Source organism: Streptomyces sp. CB01249 (assembly GCF_001905735.1).
Taxonomy (GTDB): domain Bacteria; phylum Actinomycetota; class Actinomycetes; order Streptomycetales; family Streptomycetaceae; genus Streptomyces.
In genome coordinates this window covers 387,125-408,457 of sequence record NZ_LISW01000002.1, presented here as the reverse complement: position 1 = coordinate 408,457, position 21,333 = coordinate 387,125, and the positions used below count along the sequence as shown (strand labels likewise).

Genomic DNA, 21,333 nt, shown 5'->3' with positions numbered 1-21,333 from the left:
CGTGTCACTTGCGAACGAAAGGTCGGTGACGCCCCTTGAACCGCAAGGAGTTAGAGCCGGACAGCAGCCCGCAGGCCGCCTTCGGCGCGCGAATCCGCAGCTTGCGCGAGGGCCGGGGGTGGAAGCAGGAGAACCTGGCCGAACGCACGGGCTACTCCAGTACGCACATCTCGGCCGTGGAAACTGGTCGCAAGATGCCAACGCTCCGTTTCTCGCGCCAAGCTGACGTGGCGTTCGGCATTCAGGAAACCGTTGACACGTTCGAACGCGCGTGGCGGGAGATCCGGCACGGATCACTGCTGGAGGGCTTCCCGCAGTACGTGGGGTTCGAGGGGCGCGCCGTCGAGCTCCGGCTGTTCAACATCGGAATCGTCCCCGGGCTGTTGCAGACCCCGGAGTACGCAAGAGCGCTGGCCAACAGCGCTGTGCAACGAGGCGCGATCTCTCAGGAACAGGCGGACGAGCGCGTCTCGTTCCTCGCGGAACGGCAGGCAGCCCTCGTGCGCCCCATGCCGCCCATGCTGTTCATCATCATGGACGAGAGCTGCGTCCGCCGCCCCGTGGGCGGTCCGGACGTCATGGACGCCCAACTCGCGCGCCTGATCGAGGTCGCCGAGATGCCGAACACCTCTCTCCACATCGCCCCGTACGCGATGGGGGAACGGCGCACCTTCGACCTGCCCGTCAATCTCCTGACTCTTCCGGATCGGTCCGTCGTCTGCTATGCCGAGTCCCAGACCCAGGGCCATCTCGACCGCGAAAGCACGGCGGTACTACCTGTGTTGACGGCATACCATCAGCTACAGGCCATAGTTCTGTCCCAGGAGGCGTCCGTGGCCATGATCTGGCAATTGCGAAAGGGCACATCGTGACGACCGAATCTCCCCGCTGGTACACCTCCTCGTACAGCAACAACGGCGGCGACTGCGTCCAGGTCGCCACCAACCTCGTCGCCACCATCGGCGCCGTCCCCGTCCGCGACTCCAAGCGGCCGAGCGGCCCCGCTCTCGGTCTCCACGCCGACGCATACGCGGCCTTCGTTACGGGCATCAAGGACGGCAGGTTCGACACCGTCTGATCCGCCCTTACGAAGGGAAGCCCCGTGGCGACAGAATCCCCCCGCTGGTACACCTCGTCGTACAGCAACAACGGCGGCAACTGCGTCGCGGTAGCCACCAACCTCGTCGCCGCCACCGGCACCATCCCCGTCCGGGACTCCAAGTTCCCGGACGGGCCCACCCTCACCCCCCGCTCCACCGCGTTCGCCGCGTTCATCGCGGGCGTCAAGCAGGGGCGCGCGGTGAGCGCGCCGTGACAGTGGATGGCCGGTTGCGGGCCCCGGCACGGGCGGCCGCGTACCTGCTCGTGGCCGGGCTCGCGGTGACCGGCCTGGCGGCCTGCTCCGGGGAGGCGGGTCCGGAGCGGGGCCATTCCTCCGCACCGGCCCCGGAGCACGCGCACGCGTCGGCCGGCAAGAGCCTGGACGCCACGGCGCGGCCGGCCGTGGCGGTCGTCGGGCAGTACACGCCGAGCGGCTACAAGACATCGCCCGTCGCCTCCGGATACGACTGGGCCACGGCGTCCGGCCAGCGGATCTCCGAATCGCTGCCGGGCGCCCACCTGTTCCAGATCGCGTGCTCCGGCAGCGGCACCCTCGCGGTGCACCTCTCCCTCCCGAAGGGGAACGCCGAAGAACGGGTCGAGTGCGGGGCGAAGGCCGAAGCCGTTCCGTTCGATGGGAAGTTCGTCGCCGTCATCGACGGCAGTACGTCGAACCACGGCGCCTACGCATGGCGCATCGTGGCCCGCGCCTAACGGGCCCCGCTGATCCGGCGCAGCATGTCCAGGAAGCGGACCCGCTCGTCGGGGCCCAGCGGGGCCAGCAGTTCCGCGTTGGCGTGGGCCGCAGCCGCCGTGCACTCCTCCAGGCGGCGGCGCCCCGCGTCCGTCACGCTCACCGCGTTCTTGCGGCGGTCCTTCGGGTCCGGGGCGCGGGTGATCAGGGACTCCGCCTGAAGGTCGTTCAGGATGCCGACCAGGTCCTTCGGGTCGAGGGCGACCGCCCGGCCCAGGTCCGCCTGGGCGACGGGTTCCAGGTCCGCGGCCGCCGCGAGCACCACGTGGTGCCACATCTTCATGCCGTGCGCGGCCAGCGCATCCGCCACCAGGGACCGGCCCCGCGCCGCCGCCCGGCCCAGGAGCCAGCTCGGGAGCGGGCGGATAAGGCTCGGGGCCGTCGTCGCTGCTGCCTTGTCTGCCATGCCTCGCATCGTATCCAGGAATCGTTGGACTTCCCCACGACTTTCCCCCTATCGTTGGTGTTCCCAATGAACACCCCCTCGGTCGGAGGTCATCGCCATGCGGCGCATTCGGTACGAACACAGCGGCGGGCCCGAGGTGTTGTTCGAGGAGGACGCGCCCGTTCCCACGCCCGGTCCCGGCGAGCTCCTCGTCAAGGTCGAGGCGGTCGGCGTCACCCTCCCGGTGGTGCGGAAGGTGCGCGAGAACCGGGAGCCCATCCCGCTCGGCGGCGAGGTCGCCGGGGAGGTGGTCGCCCTCGGGGACGGGGCGACCGCGCACGCCGTCGGCGACCGGGTCACCGGCCTCTGCTTCGGGCACGGGTACGCCGAATACGCCCTGTTGCACCAGGCGATGGCGTCGGCCGTCCCCGCCGGGGCCACCGCGCAGGACGCCGTCGCGCTCGTCCGCAGCGGGGTGGTCGCGCTCGGGGCGCTGGAGTCCGCGCGGCCGGAGAAGGGCGAGTCCGTCCTCGTCACGGCGGCCGCGAGCGGCGTCGGGCACCTAGCCCTCCAGCTCGCCCGGCTCCGGGGTGCGTCCCGGGTCGTGGCGGCCGTGGGCGATCCGGCGAAGGCGGACTTCGTGCGGTCGCTCGGGGCCGACGAGGTGGTGACGTACACCGACGAGAGCTGGGGCGAGCCCTGCGACATCCTGCTGGACGCGGTCGGCGGCGGCCTCCTCCCCCGCGCCGTCCGCGCACTCACCCCCGGCGGCCGCCTCGTCGCGTACAGCTCGGGCGGCGGCACGATCGAGGCGTACGACGTCCTGGTCGGCGGCAAGTCCGTCATCGGCTTCCAGGTGGCGCACATCGCCCGGACGCAGCCCGCGCGGTACGCCGCCTGGATCGCGGAGCTGTGGGCGCTGCACGCGCAGGGCGGCCTGCGCCCCGCCGTCCACGCAGCCCACCCGTTGACGGACGCGGCCCTGGCGCACGCCACCATCGAGAACCGCCTCAACCGCGGCAAGGTCGTGCTGACGATCCCGTAGCCGCTCTACCCCACGCCCTCGCCCCGCCACAACTCCGCCGGGCCTCCGGAAGCGGGCACCTACGCTTGCTGCCATGCCCATTCCTCCCGCATATGCCCTCGTCGCGACCGACCTCGACGGCACCCTGCTGCGCGGCGACGACACCGTCAGCCCCCGGACCCGCGCCTCGCTCGCCCTGGCCCGCGCGGCGGGCGCCCGGCACCTCGTCGTCACCGGGCGGCCCGTGCCCGGCGTGCGGGAGCTGCTGGACGGGCTCGGGTACGAGGGCCTGGCCGTCTGCGGTCAGGGCACGCAGGTGTACGACGCCGGGGCGCGGCGCACCGTCCGGGCCGTCACGCTCGACCGGGAGGCGGCCGGGACCGCGCTCGGGAAGATCGAGGCCCAGGTGGGGCAGGTCTTCGCCGCCGTCGACCAGGACGGGGCCGAGGGACGCACGCTCATCGAGCCCGGCTACCGGCTGCCCCACGCCACGCTCCCCGCGCAGCGCACCCGGCACCGGGACGAGCTGTGGGCCGAGCCCGTGATCAAGGTGCTCATCCGCCACCCCCAGCTGAGCGACGAGGCGCTGACCGCCGAGGCCCGCGCGGTCGTCGGAGACCTCGCCACGGTGACGCACTCCGGCCCCGGAACCGTCGAGCTCCAGCCGTACGGCATCGACAAGGGCGCCGGAATCGCGCTCGCCGCCGAGGAGTTGGGCGTCGACCCCCGCACCGCGATCGCCTTCGGCGACATGCCCAACGACCTGCCGATGTTCCGCAGCTGCGGCTACGGCGTCGCCATGGGCAACGCCCACCCCGAACTCCGCGCGGCAGCCGACGAGGTGACGCTCTCCAACGAGCAGGACGGGATAGCGGTCGTCCTGGAACGCCTCTTCGGCTGAAGCGCCGGCCGGCGCCGGCGGCGACCCCGTCGTCTTCGTGGTGACCAACGCCCCTTTGTCCCCCCATATGGCTTCTTGCAATTGATATCCAACGGAATGTCAAATTGAACGCCAAATACCCGTACCTGCACGGGGGTTGAAATAAAAGGCCTGGCAAAGTGTGCACGGGTTGCGATACTCTCCACACGCCAAGGTCACTTGGTGCTTACACCTAGGGGGGGAAATGAAGATTTCCATAGGACTTGCCGGCGTCAGCGCCGCCCTTCTCGTCGCAACCGTGGCCGCGCCCACGGCATCGGCGAGCGAAGGAACCGCTTCGACAGGCAGTGCGCCGGTCGCGACCGTGAACATTCGGGGGATCGCGGTCGACAAGCAGGCGAACGACGCGACGAAGGAAATCATCGCGGCCGACGCAAAGGTTGCCGCGGCGTCCGCCAATGTGTGCGGAGCGGGCTACACCATTTCCGTCAGCGCGGCCCGCTACGGGACGTACGGCACGACGTACACGTGGACGAACGGGAAGACCACGGGGAGCAGCTACTACGACAAGCCGATCTGTGCCGTGTTCTTCAACGACACCGGGGTTGCGCATCCCATGCGGCTCAAGCTGTCGGACAACTACACCGCCACCCCGGATGTCGAGGATTCGGGAACCTTCAGCAGCTACGCCGGTCCCCTCTATCAGAACCGCGGATACTGCGGGCAGACGTACTCCTACATGAAGGTCGGCACCAAGGTAGTGGTTGACAACTACCTCGGCATCGGCGCGTGCAACTGACGCCATTGCGCCGGGACCTGCTGCGCCCCGCAGTCTGGGGCGCAGCAGCGCTCGTTGCCGCGCTGGCCACGGGGTGCTCGGATTCCAGCCCCGCCTCTGCCCCGTCGCCCTCCACGAGCCCGTCGGTCTCCGCTGAGCCGAGCGACGGGCAGAGCACCCCGGCCGCGGAGGCGAGTCCGGAGGACGATCCGGAGCAGGACCCGCAGGAAAGCCCGAAGCCGGCGCCGGTCATCAGTCATGCGGGGAAGACGAAGGTCGTCACCGTTGGCGACGTAGAGGTCCGGGCGACTCGCAGCGAACTCGGATTCAACGTCGCCTGCACCATCACCAACAATCGAAGTTCGACACTCAATCTCAAGGTCACCGTCAGCATAGGCGATGGCAAGGAATGGGTGAGGACCACGAAATTCGACTTCCCGAACGTGGCCCCCGGCCGGACGGGAAGAGAAACCACTACCGTCATGGGTGATTTCCCTGACGGCGAATCTCCGGACGACCCGAAGATTTATGTGGATTCAGTCATGGAGTACTGAGTCCGCCCACGCGAAGTCGGCCGGATTTCCATGCGGAGCAGGTGTGCGCTGCCCAGTGCGCGCGCCACTCCTTTTCGCGACGGAAATATGAGAATCCCTGGCCGGAGAACCGGCCGGGTCGGTGCGGGGACCCCCATCGGGGCCCCGCGAGCGTGACGGCCCGGCGGTGTCACTGAGGTCGTCGCGCAGAATCAGTGATGAGGAATCCTTGACGGTGCGCATGAAACGCCGAAAAAGCGTGGTGGTGATAGCGGCGGCGACGGCGATGTTCGGCTCGTTGCTGTCCGCCTCCGCGCAGGCCCAGGGACCCGAGGTCCCCGCCGACGCGGTACAGGGGGGTGAGAGCCTGCCGACGGCCGGTCACAAACCCCGCGAGGTGGGCGGGAAGGACCGTGCCGCGGTCCTGGGCGATGCCTACGCCTCGTCCAAGGACGTGGCCCTGTCCACCTCCGGTGACGGCACGGGCTTCCACGTCCTGGCCGGAAAGGAGAAGGACGGCTACGCGTTCACCACGGTGGCCACCCTCCGCGAGGACGGGTTCGACTCGGACACCTGGATAGGCAACACCTGTGTCACCGAGTCCGGTCGGTACGCGGCTGTCGCCTACGCGCCCCGGACGTTCACGAACAACCCGGAACTGATGGTGCGCGGCGCGTTCACCGCCGTCGTCGACCTGGGCAGCGGCAAGGTCACCAAGCTGCCGTTCACGGCGTCGCTGGCGTACTTCTCCCCGGGATGCGGCAGCGGGGACGACGTGGTGTTCACCCAGCTGAGCCACGACGGGGACAAGGAACAGCGGACCCGCCTGATCACCGTGGACGCGGCGACCGGCAAGCAGTCCGCGCCGGCCGCCTTCCCCGGGCAGGTCACCTCGGCCGTCCCGACCAGGCACGGCATCGTGGCCGGTCACGGAAACAAGCTCGTCCGGATCAACGGGCGGAAGGAAACCGTCCTCGCCACGACGAAGCACGTGCCGTTCCAGATCGCGGCCGACAGCGCCGACGGCGTGACCTTCATCGACCGGGAAGCCGACGCCGGGACGAAGACGACGGCGAAGTCCTGGGCCAAGCACCTGGACTCCGGACAGGTCAAGGGCGGCCGGACCAGCCCCAGGACGGTCGCCGAAGGAAAGCTGGCCGACTGGGACCTGTCGGCCACCCCCGGCGGCACGGTCTTCCTCACCGGGAAGGCCCGGAGCAAGGGGAAGCTCCCCAGCTCGGTGCGGAACCCGGGGCACCTCGCCAAGGGCGCCCGCATGTCGAGCCTCGGCCACGCGGGCGTCTCCACGTCCTGGGCCGACGGCAAAACCAGCATGATCACGCCCGACGAGGCCCAGCAGGCCCGCGACGCGCGCATCGCCCTGGATGTCGTCGCCACCGGCAAGCACACCGAACTGGACGCCACCCCCCACCTGTCGGCGGAGAAGGCAGCGGCCGGAGCCGAGCCCTCCCCGGCGCTGGGCGTCCCCACCGGGAAGAAGCCGTCGGCCGGTGCCGACGACGAGGGCATGTCCGCCCAGAGCTTCCGTACGCAAGCACTGGCCGCGTCGCCGACCGGGCCCAGCGAGGGCACCGACGAGCGGTACTGCGCGGTGGCCCGCAACGACGTACGCAAGCAGGCGTTCCAGCCGACCCCGCGCCAGGTGGAATGGGCCGTGGACCAGGCCGTCGTCGGTGAGCTGCACGTGAACCGGCCGGCGAACTGGAAGAACACCGGCATGGACTCCTACACCCCGCAGGGGCTGTTCCCGCCGATCACCCTGGCCGGCGACCCCAACGGCACCCTCGACAACGAGGACCCGGACGTCACCGACCGGTGGCACATACCCTCGCAGGTGATGCTCGGCGTCACCGCGCAGGAATCCAACATGTGGCAGGCGACTCGCTTCGCCGTCCCTGGAGTCACCTCCAACAGCCTCATCGGCAACTACTACGGCACCCAGTACACCGCCGACGGCGACCAGGCCGACCCGTGGCGCATCAACTTCTCCGAGGCGGACTGCGGTTACGGCATCACCCAGGCCACCGACGGCATGCGGCTCGCGGGCAAGACCAAGGAGGGCGAGACCGCTCTGCCGCCGGCCACGCAGGAAGCGGTCGCCCTGGACTACGCCGCGAACATCGCCTACGGCGTGACCATCCTCTCCCGCAAGTGGAACGATCTCCACGGCCAGGAGATGGCGGTCAACGACGGCCACCCGCAGTGGATCGAGAACTGGTTCTTCGCCCTGTGGGCGTACAACTCGGGCTTCTACCCGGCCGCCGACTCCGGCGGGCACAAGGGCCTCGGCTGGACCAACAACCCCGCCAACCCGCTGTGGAAGGCCAACCGGGTCCCCTTCCTCCAGCACGCGGTGGACCCGCACCTGGACGACTACTCCCACGCCGCGCACCCGCAGGACTGGCCGTACGAGGAGAAGGTGCTCGGCTGGGCCGCGCGTCCGATCTCCGCGATGTTCGGGCCCGGCGACTTCAAGCCCGGCTATCTGGCCGCCTGGTGGAACAGCGACCTCCAGCGCGCGGCCGTGAAGCCGCCGCTGGACACCTTCTGCGACGCGTCCAACTCGTGCGATCCGTCGAAGATCTCCGACGGCGACTCCAACGACCCCGGTATGGGCGCCTGCTCGCTGGACGCCGGTGACAGCGACACCAACCCGCACTGGCTGCACTGCTGGTGGGCCAAGTCGGCCGAGTGGAAGGACTGCGACAAGCAGGCCGAGTGCGGCCACCAGGTGCACCGGTTCAACACCAGTTACCCGGAGCAGCCGGACGCCGCCTCCTACCCGCCGAAGTGCAGCTCCGGCCTGCCCTCGAACGCGCTGATCGTCGACGACATACCCAACGGCACCACGCCGGCGGGCTCGGCCTCACGCGGCTGCGGAGCCGCGCAATCGGACGGCACCTTCACGCTCACGTACCAGGGCTCCGACATCATCGACTCGGAGACCGGGCAGACCGTCACCACCTACCCCGGCAAGATCGACACCCACCAGATCGGCGCGGGCTACGGCAATCACTTCTGGTTCACCCACACCCGGTCCCCCGAGTCGTACCCGCCGCCGGGCGACCGGATGAAGGTGACCGGGACCTGGAAGCTGGGCAAGGAGATCACCGCCTACAGCGGCCAGGCCAAGGTCTATGCCTTCATCCCCGACCACGGGGCGCAGACCTCCAAGGCCGAGTACCGCATCAAGCACTCCGCCGGTGAGACGGTGAAGGCGATCGACCAGAGCTCCAACCAGTCCAACAAGTGGGTGGATCTCGGCGCGTACTTCTTCAACGGCATCACCCCCGAGGTCAGCCTGCACAACTTCAACGGCGGTGACGGTTCCGCGGACATCGCCTTCGACGCCCTCGCGTTCGTGCCCGGCGACTACTCCGGCATCCCCGAGGACCTGACCTTCGGCGACCCGGACATCACGGCCCCGGACCCGGCCCCGGTCGAGCCGCCCCAGAGCATCTCGGGCGACTACTTCAGTGTGCTTCCCACCGTCACCGGTCTCCCCGGCGCAGCGCGCTCCGTGACCGGCTCGGAGGGGCTGCACCTGTCGTCCACGCCGGCGACGGACCTCAAGTCCGCCAAGACGTCGAGCGGTTCGGCGTCCACCCTGTCCGCCCTGAGCTGCTCCATCGGTACGAGGTCCCTGGACTACACCCGGACCGACGCGTGCCTCGGGGACGACCTGCAGTTCAGGGGGACCACGACCGGCACACCGAAGGCGAGCTTCGACCTCCGGCACGAGTTCACGCTCGACCCGGACAGCGACACCTTCACCCAGACCGTGTCGGTCAAGCTGACGTCGATGTCCATTCCCACGCTGACCCTGAACATCGACTTCGGCTGCCGCGGCTACTGCGAGAAGCAGTCTCCGGTGTGGAGCGGTTCGCCCACCTTCGTCGCGGGCGACCTCCACACGGCCACGGTCACCCAGAAGATCAAGTGGAACAACACCACCGATGACCAGGGCCGGATCAGCCCCTACCTGACGGTCAAGGGAACCGCGGGCGGTGACACCAGCAACACGATGACGGCGGAGAAGTCGGAGCTGGACGTCCGGTGCGACCGTGACGTGAAGGCCACTCCGGGCTGTGTGTTCAGTGCGTACAAGCCGACGTACGTCATGAACGAGAAGAAGTTCCCGGCGGCGGCCGCGCACGCCTGGCTGATCCAGAACAAGCTGCCCGGCCACTACGGGCTGCGGGGCAACAACCCGTTGACCTTCCTGACCGACGACATCCTCGTGCCCGATCCGCCGACGAGCAAGAAGAGCATCGTCAGCCACAACCGCGACGTGATCTGCCCGACGGCATGGGAGCGCAACAAACTGGCGACGATGTCACCCGAACTCGGCGCGAACGACAAGCCCAGCTGCGACGAGTTCCCCTTCGCGGCGAGTTGGCAGAGCGCCGCGACACCGAAGAACTGGGGCGGGAAGAACCTGAAGCAGGTCACCTCGGGCGAGGAATGCCTCAACACGATCGCCATCCGCGGCACGGACGGACTATGGAGGCTCCAGCCCGACCCGCGGTCCCACGTGCCGACCTGGACCGAGCCGTGTGGGCGTTCCAGCATGTCGAACAACCAGAACACCCAGTCCATGAGCTACATGCCGGGCTGGCGCAAGCAGAACCGAGTCCTCGAAGGAGACAACTACTGGCTCGAGGCCAAGCGTCCCTCGTGACCGCTTGACCCGAACCGAAGCAGGGGCCCGGCCGCCATGGCCGGGCCCCTGTGGCGTACGAACGCCAGGCTAGGGTGCCAGCCATGGACGATGGAATCGCGTGGCTGGACGACGAACTGGGCCGGGACGGCTACTCCCTCACCCTGGTGAAGGGTGTCACCCCCGAGACCCTCGCGGGGTACCTGGGCGCGCGGCCGGGCACGCTCCTCGATCCGGACTCCGCCCCGGGAGTCCTGGAGTTCTTCCACGGAGCCGGGTCCTCGAAGCTGCCGGACTGGGCGATGGTGGGCGAGGCGGCGGGCGGCTGGTCGTTCGCCCTGGAGACACCCGAGGCGGGGCACCGCGACGACCGGCTGGCCCCCGGCAGGGACCTCAGGGCCCGCCACACGGTCGTGGACATCCTGGACACCACCATGGACCCCCCGGCCGTCACGGTGACCGTGGACGGCGAGACCGAGTGGATGATGCGGGAGTACGGCACGGACGACATCGACCACCCGGTGAGCCGGCGCCTGGTCGCGGAGGCCGGTTTCCTCGCCTACCCGCACGGCGTCTTCAGGGACGACGCCTCCGAGGACACCGGGATGTCGGACGTCTACCGCATCCTGGGCGACCACTACGGCCTGTCCCTGCCCCGGACCGCCGTGAGGGAAAACCGCCTGCCTCACGTCTTCACGGAGCCCAGGACGCTCCTCCACACGGACGCCCGCTGCCCGGCCTGCGGCGAGACCCGGATGCTCCCCTACGGCGACGGTACGGAGGAGCCCCGGCTGGTCTGCGTCTACTACAAGGTCCGCGACGTCCCGGGCCACCCGCCGGAGGGGTGCCCGGGCGAGGTCACGAGCGCGGTGCGCGGGGAACCCAACCCGAAGTACGAGAACCTTCGCCTGCCCGGCGCCTCCTGAGGAACCGGCGCCCGCCTCAGTCCGCCGTCGCCCCCAGCGCCCGCAGCACGTGGTCCACCAGCTTTCCCACGTCCTCCGCGTCCTGCATCGGCTTCCGGAGCACATGGCGGTAGTACAGCGGGCCGTAGAGCATCTCGACCGCGAGATCCAGGTCCGCGTCCGGGGGGATCTGGCCCCGTTCCTGGGCGCTCCGGAGGCGGCCGACCGCCTCCTGGAAGCGGGGGTCGATGAGCTGCGTGCGAACCGTTTCGGCCAGCTGGTCGTCGTGGTGGAGCTCCGAGAGGATGCCCGCGTAGGCCGGGCCGAAGGGGGGTACGGCGAGGACGTTCACCGCGCCCGTGAGGTGGGTGCGCAGGTCCTTCGCGATGTCGCCGGTGTCCACGAACGGGGTCGCCGAGACCAGCATCTCCGTAAAGGCTTCCAACAGCACCGCGCTCTTCGACGGCCACCAGCGGTAGATCGTCTTCTTGCTCACGCCCGCCCGCGCCGCGATCGCCTCGACCGTGACCCGCCCGTAGCCCCTCTCCGTACAGAGGTCGAGGGCGGCTTGCAGGGTCGCCCTGCGTGAGCTCTCGCTCCTGCGCAGTGAACTCGGCGATGTGTTCATTCGGTGAGCATAGGACTGTTTGAGCCAAACCTTATTGACAGTGAGTCGCTACAAGTCGAACAATGCACTGGCGGAAACGGAACGTACCGTGTCGGCTCGTTCCTTCTGTTTTCCGCGCCGTTCGTGCCGTTCGTGCCGCGACGAGCCGATCGGGGGACGGCTCGCCGGCCGACGGTACGGGCGCCGGTCCCCGTCACGCGGTGATGTCCTTCGTGGTGAACCGGGCCCAGGCCGCAGAGCCGAACACCGCCACGTACAGGCCCTGCAGTTCGAGGTTCTTCAGCAGCTCGTCCCAGTAGACGGGCTCCCGCAGCAGGTCCGCGAAGGACAGCCAGTAGTGCGGGAAGAGGTACGGGTGGACCCCGCTCAGCTGGGGGATGGTGTCCACGATCTGGACGGTGATCAGCACGCCGACCGTCGCCGCCATGGCCGCGATGCCGCTGTTCGTGAGCGTCGAGACGAACAGGCCGAGCGCAGCGAAGCCGGTCAGGGACGCCGCCACGAAGACCGCGACGACCCCCGCCCGCACCAGACCCTCGCCGAAGCCGATCGTCGTCCCCGAGATCGTCGTGACGTCGCCCACCGGGAACAGCAGCGCGCCCACCGCCAGCGCCGACGCGGCCACCACGAGCGTCGCGACCAGGCAGAAGCCGAGCGTCGCGGCGTACTTCGCGAGCAGCAGCCGCGTCCGTCCGGCCGGGGCGACCAGCAGATAGCGCAGGGTCCCCGCGTTGGCCTCGCCCGCGACCGCGTCGCCCGCGATCACGCCGACCGCCATCGGCAGGAAGACCGGGAGCGTCGCGGCGAGCGCGGCGAAGACCAGGAAGAGCCCGTTGTTGGTCACCTGGGACAGGAAGGCCGGTCCGCCGCCCCCTCCCCCGACCCCCGCCGACGAGCCGTCCGCCGTCTCGATGCGCACGGCGATCCCGATCAGGACGGGAACGGCGGCCAGCACACCGAGCAGCGCGAGGGTGCGCCAGCGGCGCAGGGTGGTGGCGAACTCGGAGCGGAGGATGCCGAGGGTCCAGAGAGGGCTGCGCACGGGCCCCCCGGCGCCCGCTTCCGGCTCCCCGGCGGCCCCGGCCGCCTCCTCAGCCTGCGACATCGAATCCCTCTCCCGTCAGGGCCACGAACGTGTCCTCCAGCGAAGCCCGTTCCACGCCGAACGCGCGCACCCGGACGCCCGCCCGCACCAGCGCCGTGTTGAGATCCGCCGGGTCCACCGTGCCCGGCGGGGCGTCGGCGCGGACGCGGTCGCCGTCCACCGTGATGCCCGTGACGCCCTGCTCCTTCAGCACCCGCGCCGCGTCCGCCGGGTCGGGTGTGGTGACCGCCAGGCGGCCGCCCGTGGCCAGGCCCGCGACCGGGCCCTGCGTGAGCAGGCGGCCCCGAGCCATCACCGCCGCGTGCGTGCAGACCTGCTCGATCTCGTCCAGGAGATGGGAGGACAGGAAGACCGTGGTGCCGTCCGCCGCCAGCTCCCGGACCAGGGCGCGGATCTCGCGCATGCCCTGCGGGTCCAGCCCGTTGGTCGGCTCGTCCAGCACGAGGAGCCTGCGCGGCCGGAGCAGGGCGGCGGCGAGGCCGAGGCGCTGCTTCATGCCCAGCGAGTACGCGCGCGCCTTCTTCCCGGCCGCCGGGGCGAGCCCGACCCGGTCCAGCGCGTCCCCGACCCGGGCGGCGCGGGTGCGCGGGTCGGCGGTGGGGTCGGCCCGGTCGAACCGCAGGAGGTTGTCCCGGCCGCTCAGGAACCCGTACAGCGCGGGCCCCTCGATCAGCGCGCCGACCTCCGGGAGCACGGTGCGCGAGGCGTCCGGCATGGGGCGGCCGAGGACGCTCGCGGTGCCGGACGTCGGGGCGATCAGGCCCATGAGCATCCGGATGGTCGTGGTCTTGCCGGAGCCGTTGGGCCCGAGGAAGCCGAAGACGCTGCCGCCGGGGACGGTGAGGTCCAGGCCGTCCACGGCGAGCTGGCCGCCCCGGTAGCGCTTGGTCAGGCCGCGCGTCTCGATGACGGGCGCGGTGCCGGGCCTTGTCATGTCTGCTCCCCACTCTCGCGTCCGCCCCGCCGCGCGACGCGCACGGCGGGGCGGACGAGGGACCTGGGCGTCAGCCCGCGTTCGCGGCGGCGACCAGCGCGTCCTTGGTGACCGCGCCCACGTAGACGCGGCCGTCGTCCGTCATCAGCGCGTTGATCAGCCGGGTCTTGAAGACCGTGCCCGAGCCGAACTTCCCGCTGACCTTGTCGCCGAGCGCGTCCAGGAACTGCTGGGCCTCGGCCGGGACGTCCTTCGACGCCTCGGACGGCAGCGCCGCGCCGCCGGGCGTCTTGAACTCCGCGATGCTGTTCCAGCCCTTGCCGATGATCTTCGGGGCACCCTCGCCCTCGAACTTCGCCAGATCGCCCTGGGCCTTCTCGGCGGCCTTGCGGGCCTCCTTCTGGTGGCCCTCGGCCTTGGCGTCGTCGGCCTCGGTGACCTTCGCGCCCTTGGGCGGGGTGAAGGCGAACGAGGACGCGGCGGGCTTCCCGAAGTCGACGGAGGTGAAACCGGCGTCCACGACCGCCTTGCCGCCGCTGCTGGGCTGCAGCGTGAACTTCAGCGGCACGCCGTTCTCCGCGTCCACGGCGACGGTGATGGAGCCGACCGTGGAGCCCTTCTGCTCGGGCTTCAGGACCAGGCGGTACGCGTCGCGCCCGGCGACCCGCGCGGTGCCGTCGACCGAGACGGACGTGGTGCCGTCGGCGGCCTTCAGCGCCTCCTCGGCGAGCGCCTTCGGCGTGGTCGGAACGCCCTCGGGGGCGGCCTGCTCCTTGCCGTGCGGCGCCTTGCCCTTGCCGTCCGCGTGGTAGACCTCGTTGGAGCCGCTGTCGTAGGCCCAGACCTCGTCGCCGTTGTGGATGAGGCTGTACTCGGACGCCTGGTCCAGGACGGACAGGCGCTGCTTGTCGGGGCCGTCGGCGGCCACCCGGAGGGTGTGCGTACCGGAGGCCAGCTCGGTGAGCTTGGACTGCGGGTCGGCGCTCGATCCGCCCTTGCCGCCGTCGCCGCCCTCGGCCGCGCCGGACAGGAAGGAGCCGGCCAGGCCGCCCATGGACGGGATGCCCAGGTCCGTGCTGATCTTCACCGTGCCGGAGAACTGCTCGGTGTCCGAGGCGGCGATCTTCTCGATGAGTTCCTGAGCGGTGATCTTCGGCAGATCGGGGTCGCCCGAGCTGGCGAGCGCCGGGACCAGGCCGATCGTCGCGGCCGCCACCCCCGCCACCGCTACGGGGACGATGTAACGCGCGGCCTTGCGGCGGCCGGCGGGCCTCCGGGCGGCCGTGCCGTTGGTCTCCGCGCTGTCGTTCGGTGCCATGTGTGCCCTACCTCCGTGGTCGGCGGCTTCCGTCGGGATGCACTCGTCCACTCCGTGCCGCCATTCTCACCCGTTTTGGTCAGGAGTGGTTGTTCTCCATCTGACCAAATCGGGCGGCCCGAAGCGTCAGCCCCCGGGAGCAACCTCGCGTACCTCTTCGGTATGACGGTGGAGGGCCATTTCTCCGCCGTCCAGTAGGGGTTGGGCGGTCACGGGCTCCGGGGCCGTCAGCCGGCGCGGTGGACCACCGCGTCGCACATCTCCTCCAGGGCGAGCTTCGCGTAGCACTCGGGCAGCGGCTTCAGCACGGCCCGCGCCTCCTGGGCGTACCGGACGGTGTCCTGCCGGGCCCGGGCCAGCGCCGGGTGGGCGCGCAGCAGGCGCAGCGCCTCCGCGAGCCGGTCCGGGTCGCCGAGGTCGCCGTCGAGCAGCTCCACGAGGGCCAGGTCGTCGGGCTTGCCGTCCGCCGCGGCCTGCGCCCGGAGGTGGAGGACGGGGAGGGTGGGGATGCCCTCCAGGAGGTCCGTGCCGGGGGTCTTGCCGGACTCGTGGGAGTCCGAGGCGATGTCCAGGACGTCGTCGGCGAGCTGGAAGGCCACGCCGAGCCGTTCACCGTACTGGGTGAGGATGTCCACCGCGGAGTCGTCGGCGCCGGACATCAGCGCGCCGAAGCGGCAGGCGACGGCGATCAGGGAGCCGGTCTTGCCGCGCATCACTTCGAGGTAGTGGTCGACCGGGTCGCGGCCGTCGCGCGGGCCCGCGGTCTCCAGGATCTGGCCGGTGACCAGGCGCTCGAACGCCTCCGCCTGGATGCGGACGGCCTCCGGGCCGAGGTCGGCCAGGATGTGCGAGGCGCGGGCGAAGAGGAAGTCGCCGGTCAGCACGGCGACCGAGTTGCCCCAGCGGGAATTGGCGCTGTCGACGCCGCGCCGCACGTCGGCCTCGTCCATGACGTCGTCGTGGTACAGCGTCGCGAGGTGGGTCAGCTCGACCACGACGGCAGCGGGCACCACGCCCGGCGCCTCGGCGTCGCCGAACTGGGCGGCGAGCATCGCAAGGAGCGGCCGGAACCGCTTGCCGCCCGCGCGCACCAGGTGCTGGGCGGCTTCCGTGATGAAGGGCACGTCGCTCTTGGTGGCATCGAGCAGGCCCGACTCGACAGCAGCCAAACCGGCCTGGACACCGGCCTCAAGAGCCTGGTCCCGCACGCTCAGTCCGAACGGCCCGACGACGGTCACGAGGGGATCTCCTGTCTGCTGACGATCACACGGAATGTCGATGTGTCGTTGTCACCACTCAAGTCAGCGTATCCGGTCCCCTTTGGATCACCGTGGGCGCCTTCCCGCCACCGCCGGTATGTTCGGGATCAGCTCATACGATCAGGAGTTGCCGCTTTGTCCCACACAGCAGCAGACACCGAACCGGCGCAGCCGCCCCCGGCCGACGACCACGCCTTCTTCGGCCAGCCACGGGGTCTGATGACCCTGTCCGGCCTGGAGGTCTGGGAGCGGTTCTCGTTCCTCGGCATGCAGGCGATCCTGGTCCTCTACTTCGCGGACACGGTCGCCAACGGCGGCATGGGCATGGAGGCCGGAACGGCCGCCTCCGTCTCCGCCGCGTACGGCACGCTCGTCTATCTGGTCTCGGTGGCGGGCGGCTGGCTGGCCGACCGCATCCTCGGCTCGTACCGGGCGGTGCTGTACGGCGGCATCCTGATCGCCTGCGGGCACTACGCCATGGCGGTGCCCACCGACGCGATGACCTGGGTCGGTCTCGGTCTGATCAGCGCCGGTACGGGGCTGCTGAAGCCCAATGTGGCGACGATGGTCGGCAAGCTCTACCGCACGGACGACGAGCGCCGGGACGCGGGCTTCGCCCTCTACTACATGGGCATCAACATCGGCGCCTTCCTGGGCCCGCTGATCACCGGCTGGCTCGGTGACCACGCCAGTTGGCACTGGGGCTTCTCGGCCGCCGCCTTCGGCATGACGCTGGGCCTCATCCAGTACGTGGCGGGCCGCCGTCACCTGGCCGGGCGAAAGCACGCCGCCGAATACGCGCTGGCCCCCGGACCCATGCGCCGGGCGGTCCTGCTCATCGTCGTCGGGGCGGTCGTGGTGGCGGCCGTGGCCACCGCGCTGGCCCTGGCGGGGTGGCTGACCATGGACCGCTTCGTGGACCTGCTCACCCTGATCTCGGTGATCGCACCCGTCGTCTACTTCGTGGTGATGTTCCGCAGCCCCAGGGTCACCGCCGAGGAGCGCGGCAGGCTGCGCCCGTACGTGGTGCTGTTCCTGGCGTCCGTGGTGTTCAACTTCATCCTCTTCCAGGCGTACTCGACGATGATGCTGCTCGCGTCGACCAACGCCCGTACGGAGATCTTCGGCTTCCACTTCCCGGCGAGCTGGTACGCCTCCGCGCTCGGCGCCTTCGAGGTGCTGCTCGCCCCGGTGGTCGCCGCCGTCTGGGCGAAGATGGGGCCGCGCCAGCCGCACGCGTCCAACAAGATCGCGATCGGGGTCATCCTCGGCGGTCTCTCGTTCCTGCTGATGGTCCTGCCCACCTCCGGGCACTCCGGCGACACCTACAAGATGGCCGCCTGGTGGATCGTCGGCTCCTATCTGCTGCTCGGGCTCGGCGACATCCTGCTGGAGACCTCCGGCATGTCGGCGACCACCAAGCTCGCCCCGAAGGCGTTCGCCAGCCAGACCATGGCCCTCTGGTTCCTCTCGCTGGCCCTCGCCAACGGCATCCAGGCCCAGATCGTGAAGCTGTACGGCGAGGTGTCCAACCCCGCCTACTTCGGTGTCAACGGCGCCGTCGCGGTGGTGGCCGGTGTGGCCGTCATCGCCGCCGCACCCTGGCTCAGGCGCACGATGCACCCCGTCCACTGAGGTACGCCCATGCACATCCAGACCGCGTTCCCGTACGAGACGACCCACGAGGACCTCTACATCCCGCTGCCGGACGGCACCCAGCTGTACGCCCGGATCTGGCGGCCGGTCACGGACGAACCCGTGCCCGCGCTGCTGGAGTACCTGCCGTACCGGCTGAGCGACTGGACCGCGCCGCGCGACTGGCAGCGCCACCCCTGGTACGCCGGACACGGCTACGCCTCCGTCCGGGTGGACGTACGCGGGCACGGCAACAGCGAGGGCATGCCGGGCGACGAGTACGACGCGACGGAGCTGGCCGACGGGGTCGAGGTCGTCCACTGGCTGGCCCGGCAGGAGTGGTGCTCGGGCCGGGTCGGCATGTTCGGGATCTCCTGGGGCGGCTTCAACTCGCTCCAGATCGCCGCGCTGGCCCCGGAGCCACTGAAGGCGATCGTCACGGTCTGCTCGGCGGACGACCGCTACGACAACGACGTCCACTACATGGGCGGCTCGGTCCTCGCCGTGGACATGCACGCCTGGGCGGCGACCATGCTGGCCTTCGTCTGCCGCCCGCCCGACCCGGCGGACGTCGGCGACGACTGGCGGCAGATGTGGCTGGACCGGCTCGAAGCGGTGGACCCCTTCATCCACACCTGGCTCTCCCACCAGACGCGGGACGCCTACTGGAAGCACGGCAGCGTCTGCGAGGACTACTCCGCGATCAAGGCGAACGTCCTCGCGGTCGGCGGCTGGCACGACCCGTACCGGGACACCGTCCTGCGGCTGGTCGAGCACCTGGACCCGGCGAAGGTGCGCGGGATCATCGGCCCCTGGTCGCACCAGTACCCCGACCGGGGGCTGCCGCCCGGCCCGGGCATCGGCTTCCTCCAGGAGACCCTGCGCTGGTGGGACCAGCACCTGAAGGACGAGAACACCGGGGTGATGGAGGAGCCGCTGCTGCGGTCCTGGATCAGCGAGTCGCACCCGCCCGCCACGGTGTACGAGACGCTGCCCGGCCGCTGGGTCGGCGAGACCAGCTGGCCCTCGGAGAACGTCACCCCGGTCGCGTACGCCCTCCAGGGCGGGCCGCAGATCGTCCACTCGCCGCAGCAGACCGGGCTGGACGCCGGGCGGTTCTTCCCGTTCGGCAATGACGCCGACCTGCCGCCGGATCAGCGCGACGAGGACGCCAAGTCGGTCTGCTTCGAATTCCCGGTCGCCGACGCGCCGATCGAGATCCTGGGCAGACCCCGGGTGAGCCTGCGCCTCACGATGGACGGGAAGCGCGGCCAGGCCGTCGCCCGGCTCTGCGACGTCGCCCCCGACGGCTCCTCCACGCTCGTCACGCGCGGCGCGCTCAACCTCGCCGCCCGGAAGGGCCGCGACCGCGCCGAGGACTGGACCCCCGGCGCCACCGAGGACGTCACCTTCGAGCTGAACGGCATCGGGCACACCTTCCCGCCCGGCCACCGCATCCGGCTCGCCGTCTCGTCCTCGTACTGGCCCTGGATCTGGCCGCAGGCGGGCTCGGCGGGCTTCACCCTGGAGGCGGACGGCAGCCTGGTCGAGCTCCCGGTGCGGCGGCACACCGAGGACCCCGCCATCCGCTTCGAGGAGCCCGAGCAGTCCGAACCGCTGGGCGTGGTCTACCCGGAGACGCTGGACGAGCCGCGCCCCGAACGGCTCGTCGTCCGCGATGTCGCCAAGGGCGAGTGGCGGATGGAGGTGGACCCCCGCTACGGCGGCACGCGGGTCTACCCGGACGGGCTGGAATTCACCGAGAACGCGGTGGAGACGTACACCATCCAGGAGGGCGACCCGCTCTCCGCGCGGACCCGGTCCGACTGGACGATCCGGCTGCACCGGCCGGAAATGGCCTGGGACGTGCAGATCGACACCCGCTCGGAGATCACCGCCGACGCGGACGACTTCCACACCGTCAACGAGGTCGTCTGCACCGAGGGCGGCGAGGTCGTCTTCCACCGGACCTGGGAGAAGAGCATCCCGCGCACGTCCGGGTGACCTCGCATGTGAAGCGTACTTTCCGGGGCATTGGGGATGGTTGGGGAACTGCCTTCCGGCAGTCCCCCCGACGTAACGTTGACCCCAAGCGACCCGGAAAGCGAGGCAGCGAACGATGCCCGAGCAGAGCAGTCCGCTCGATGTGGCCGAGGGCGACCCCTTCGGCCCGCACAACCTGCCGTACGGCGTGTTCTCCACCCCCGACCGCCCGGGCGAGCGGCGCGTCGGCGTCCGCATCGGCGACCACGTCCTGGACGCCGGGGCCGCCGCGCTCGCCCTCGGCTCGCCGTACGCCCAACTCCTGGCCCAGCCCGACCTGATGGCCCTGCTCGCGGCCGGGCGCACCGCCTGGCGCGATGTACGCCGGGCGCTCACCGCGTGGGTCACGGTCCCCGCGCACCGCGCGGACATGGAGCCCCTGCTGCACCCGCTGGACGCGATCACGCTGCACCTGCCCTACCAGGTCGCGGACTACGTGGACTTCTACGCGAGCGAGCACCACGCCACCAACGTGGGCCAGATCTTCCGGCCCGACGCCGACGCGCCGCTCACCCCCAACTGGAAGCATCTGCCGATCGGTTACCACGGCCGCGCCGGGACCGTCGTGGTCTCCGGCACCGATGTGGTCCGCCCGGCGGGCCAGCGCAAGGGCCCGGCCGACCCGGCGCCCGTCTTCGGGCCGTCCGTGAAGCTCGACATCGAGGCGGAGGTCGGCTTCGTCGTCGGCACCCCGTCCGAGCAGGGAAAGCCCGTCGCCCTCACGGACTTCCGCGAGCACGTCTTCGGGCTCTCGCTGCTCAACGACTGGTCGGCGCGCGACATCCAGGCGTGGGAGTACGTCCCGCTCGGCCCGTTCCTCGGCAAGTCCTTCGCGACCTCCGTCTCCGCCTGGGTCACCCCGCTGGAGGCGCTGGACGCCGCCCGCACCGCCCCGCCCGCCCGCGACCTCCCTCTGCTCCCCTATCTGGAGGACGCGGAGGAGGACGAGCCCGGCGGCTACGACCTGCGGATCTCCGTCGCGGTCAACGGGCACGTCGTGGCGGAGCCGCCGTTCTCCACGATGTACTGGACGGCGGCCCAGCAGCTCGCCCAGATGACGGTCAACGGCGCCTCCCTGCGCACCGGCGACCTCTTCGGCTCCGGCACCGTCAGCGGCGCCGAGCCGTCCCAGCGCGGCTGCCTCCTGGAGCTGACCTGGAACGGCCGCGACCCGCTGGAACTGCCCGAGGGCAAGCGCACGTTCCTGGAGGACGGCGACACGGTGACCATCACCGCTTGGGCCCCGGGACCGGACGGCACCCGGGTGGGCCTGGGCGAGGTCTCGGGGCGGGTCGTGCCCGCGGGGTGACCTCGGCGGTCCGGGCGAAGACGGTCCGGATGCCGGACCGGCGGGTGGCGGGTCTCGCCCC

The 21,333-nt window shown here is 70.5% G+C and carries 19 protein-coding genes; 13 read left to right on the top strand and 6 right to left on the bottom strand.

What is annotated here, in order from left to right:
• Positions 1–35 precede the first annotated feature (35 nt).
• The 4 genes from AMK18_RS10255 to AMK18_RS10240 are packed head-to-tail and all read left to right on the top strand — an operon-like array spanning position 36 to position 1,815.
• Positions 36–872, top strand: a complete 837-nt coding sequence (locus AMK18_RS10255) for a helix-turn-helix domain-containing protein (protein WP_073862586.1) — start codon at positions 36–38, stop codon at positions 870–872.
• A complete protein-coding gene (locus AMK18_RS10250; protein WP_073862585.1) occupies positions 869–1,078 on the top strand; it encodes a DUF397 domain-containing protein in 210 nt (69 codons plus the stop codon). Before AMK18_RS10255 ends, AMK18_RS10250 begins: the two co-directional genes overlap by 4 nt.
• A 24-nt stretch (positions 1,079–1,102) precedes the next feature.
• Complete coding sequence (locus tag AMK18_RS10245) at positions 1,103–1,315, top strand: DUF397 domain-containing protein (RefSeq protein WP_073862584.1); 213 nt, start codon at positions 1,103–1,105, stop codon at positions 1,313–1,315.
• Positions 1,312–1,815 (top strand): hypothetical protein, encoded by a 504-nt coding sequence (locus AMK18_RS10240; protein ID WP_143202263.1) that lies wholly within the window; start codon positions 1,312–1,314, stop codon positions 1,813–1,815. The genes AMK18_RS10245 and AMK18_RS10240 overlap by 4 nt, the downstream gene beginning before the upstream one ends.
• On the opposite strand, the gene AMK18_RS10235 is transcribed toward AMK18_RS10240, so the two are convergent.
• Positions 1,812–2,270 carry a MarR family winged helix-turn-helix transcriptional regulator gene (locus AMK18_RS10235; RefSeq protein WP_051083903.1) on the bottom strand — a complete coding sequence of 153 codons (459 nt, stop codon included), beginning with the start codon at positions 2,268–2,270 and terminating at the stop codon, positions 1,812–1,814. The two genes, AMK18_RS10240 and AMK18_RS10235, sit on opposite strands and share 4 nt — an antisense overlap.
• An 88-nt stretch (positions 2,271–2,358) precedes the next feature.
• On the opposite strand from AMK18_RS10235, the gene AMK18_RS10230 reads away from it, so the two are divergent.
• From AMK18_RS10230 to AMK18_RS10205, 6 genes are all read left to right on the top strand, one after another.
• Complete coding sequence (locus AMK18_RS10230) at positions 2,359–3,285, top strand: quinone oxidoreductase family protein (RefSeq protein ID WP_073862582.1); 927 nt, start codon at positions 2,359–2,361, stop codon at positions 3,283–3,285.
• A gap of 73 nt (positions 3,286–3,358) precedes the next feature.
• Positions 3,359–4,165 carry an HAD family hydrolase gene (locus AMK18_RS10225; protein WP_073862581.1) on the top strand — a complete coding sequence of 269 codons (807 nt, stop codon included), beginning with the start codon at positions 3,359–3,361 and terminating at the stop codon, positions 4,163–4,165.
• A gap of 223 nt (positions 4,166–4,388) precedes the next feature.
• On the top strand, positions 4,389–4,943 hold the full coding sequence (locus AMK18_RS10220; RefSeq protein ID WP_241836531.1) for a hypothetical protein: 555 nt from the start codon (positions 4,389–4,391) through the stop codon (positions 4,941–4,943).
• Positions 4,934–5,476, top strand: coding sequence for a hypothetical protein (locus AMK18_RS35180; RefSeq protein ID WP_241836530.1), 543 nt, complete (start codon positions 4,934–4,936; stop codon positions 5,474–5,476). Before AMK18_RS10220 ends, AMK18_RS35180 begins: the two co-directional genes overlap by 10 nt.
• A gap of 220 nt (positions 5,477–5,696) precedes the next feature.
• Positions 5,697–10,157: a golvesin C-terminal-like domain-containing protein gene (locus AMK18_RS10210; RefSeq protein WP_073862579.1), complete on the top strand. Its 4,461-nt coding sequence runs from the start codon at positions 5,697–5,699 to the stop codon at positions 10,155–10,157.
• Positions 10,158–10,240: 83 nt separating this feature from the next.
• Positions 10,241–11,062, top strand: a complete 822-nt coding sequence (locus AMK18_RS10205) for a hypothetical protein (RefSeq protein WP_073862578.1) — start codon at positions 10,241–10,243, stop codon at positions 11,060–11,062.
• A 16-nt stretch (positions 11,063–11,078) separates the two neighbouring features.
• Here AMK18_RS10205 and AMK18_RS10200 read toward each other — a convergent pair whose 3' ends face one another.
• The 5 genes from AMK18_RS10200 to AMK18_RS10180 all read right to left on the bottom strand — a co-directional run bounded on the left by AMK18_RS10200 (position 11,079) and on the right by AMK18_RS10180 (position 16,264).
• Positions 11,079–11,669: a TetR/AcrR family transcriptional regulator gene (locus tag AMK18_RS10200; protein ID WP_018101320.1), complete on the bottom strand. Its 591-nt coding sequence runs from the start codon at positions 11,667–11,669 to the stop codon at positions 11,079–11,081.
• A gap of 193 nt (positions 11,670–11,862) precedes the next feature.
• Positions 11,863–12,774, bottom strand: a complete 912-nt coding sequence (locus AMK18_RS10195) for an ABC transporter permease (protein ID WP_073862577.1) — start codon at positions 12,772–12,774, stop codon at positions 11,863–11,865.
• Complete coding sequence (locus AMK18_RS10190; RefSeq protein ID WP_073862576.1) at positions 12,761–13,708, bottom strand: ABC transporter ATP-binding protein; 948 nt, start codon at positions 13,706–13,708, stop codon at positions 12,761–12,763. Before AMK18_RS10190 ends, AMK18_RS10195 begins: the two co-directional genes overlap by 14 nt.
• Before the next feature lie 70 nt (positions 13,709–13,778).
• Positions 13,779–15,026, bottom strand: a complete 1,248-nt coding sequence (locus AMK18_RS10185; RefSeq protein WP_073862575.1) for a LolA family protein — start codon at positions 15,024–15,026, stop codon at positions 13,779–13,781.
• Between the two features lie 227 nt (positions 15,027–15,253).
• Complete coding sequence (locus AMK18_RS10180) at positions 15,254–16,264, bottom strand: polyprenyl synthetase family protein (protein WP_018101324.1); 1,011 nt, start codon at positions 16,262–16,264, stop codon at positions 15,254–15,256.
• 156 nt (positions 16,265–16,420) lie between these two features.
• On the opposite strand from AMK18_RS10180, the gene AMK18_RS10175 reads away from it, so the two are divergent.
• From AMK18_RS10175 to fahA, 3 genes are all read left to right on the top strand, one after another.
• Entirely contained in the window at positions 16,421–17,920 is a 1,500-nt protein-coding gene (locus AMK18_RS10175) for a peptide MFS transporter (protein ID WP_073862574.1), read from the top strand.
• A 9-nt stretch (positions 17,921–17,929) separates the two neighbouring features.
• Positions 17,930–19,924 (top strand): CocE/NonD family hydrolase, encoded by a 1,995-nt coding sequence (locus tag AMK18_RS10170; RefSeq protein WP_073862573.1) that lies wholly within the window; start codon positions 17,930–17,932, stop codon positions 19,922–19,924.
• Between the two features lie 115 nt (positions 19,925–20,039).
• Positions 20,040–21,272: a fumarylacetoacetase gene (gene fahA, locus AMK18_RS10165; protein WP_073862572.1), complete on the top strand. Its 1,233-nt coding sequence runs from the start codon at positions 20,040–20,042 to the stop codon at positions 21,270–21,272.
• Positions 21,273–21,333: the final 61 nt, after the last annotated feature.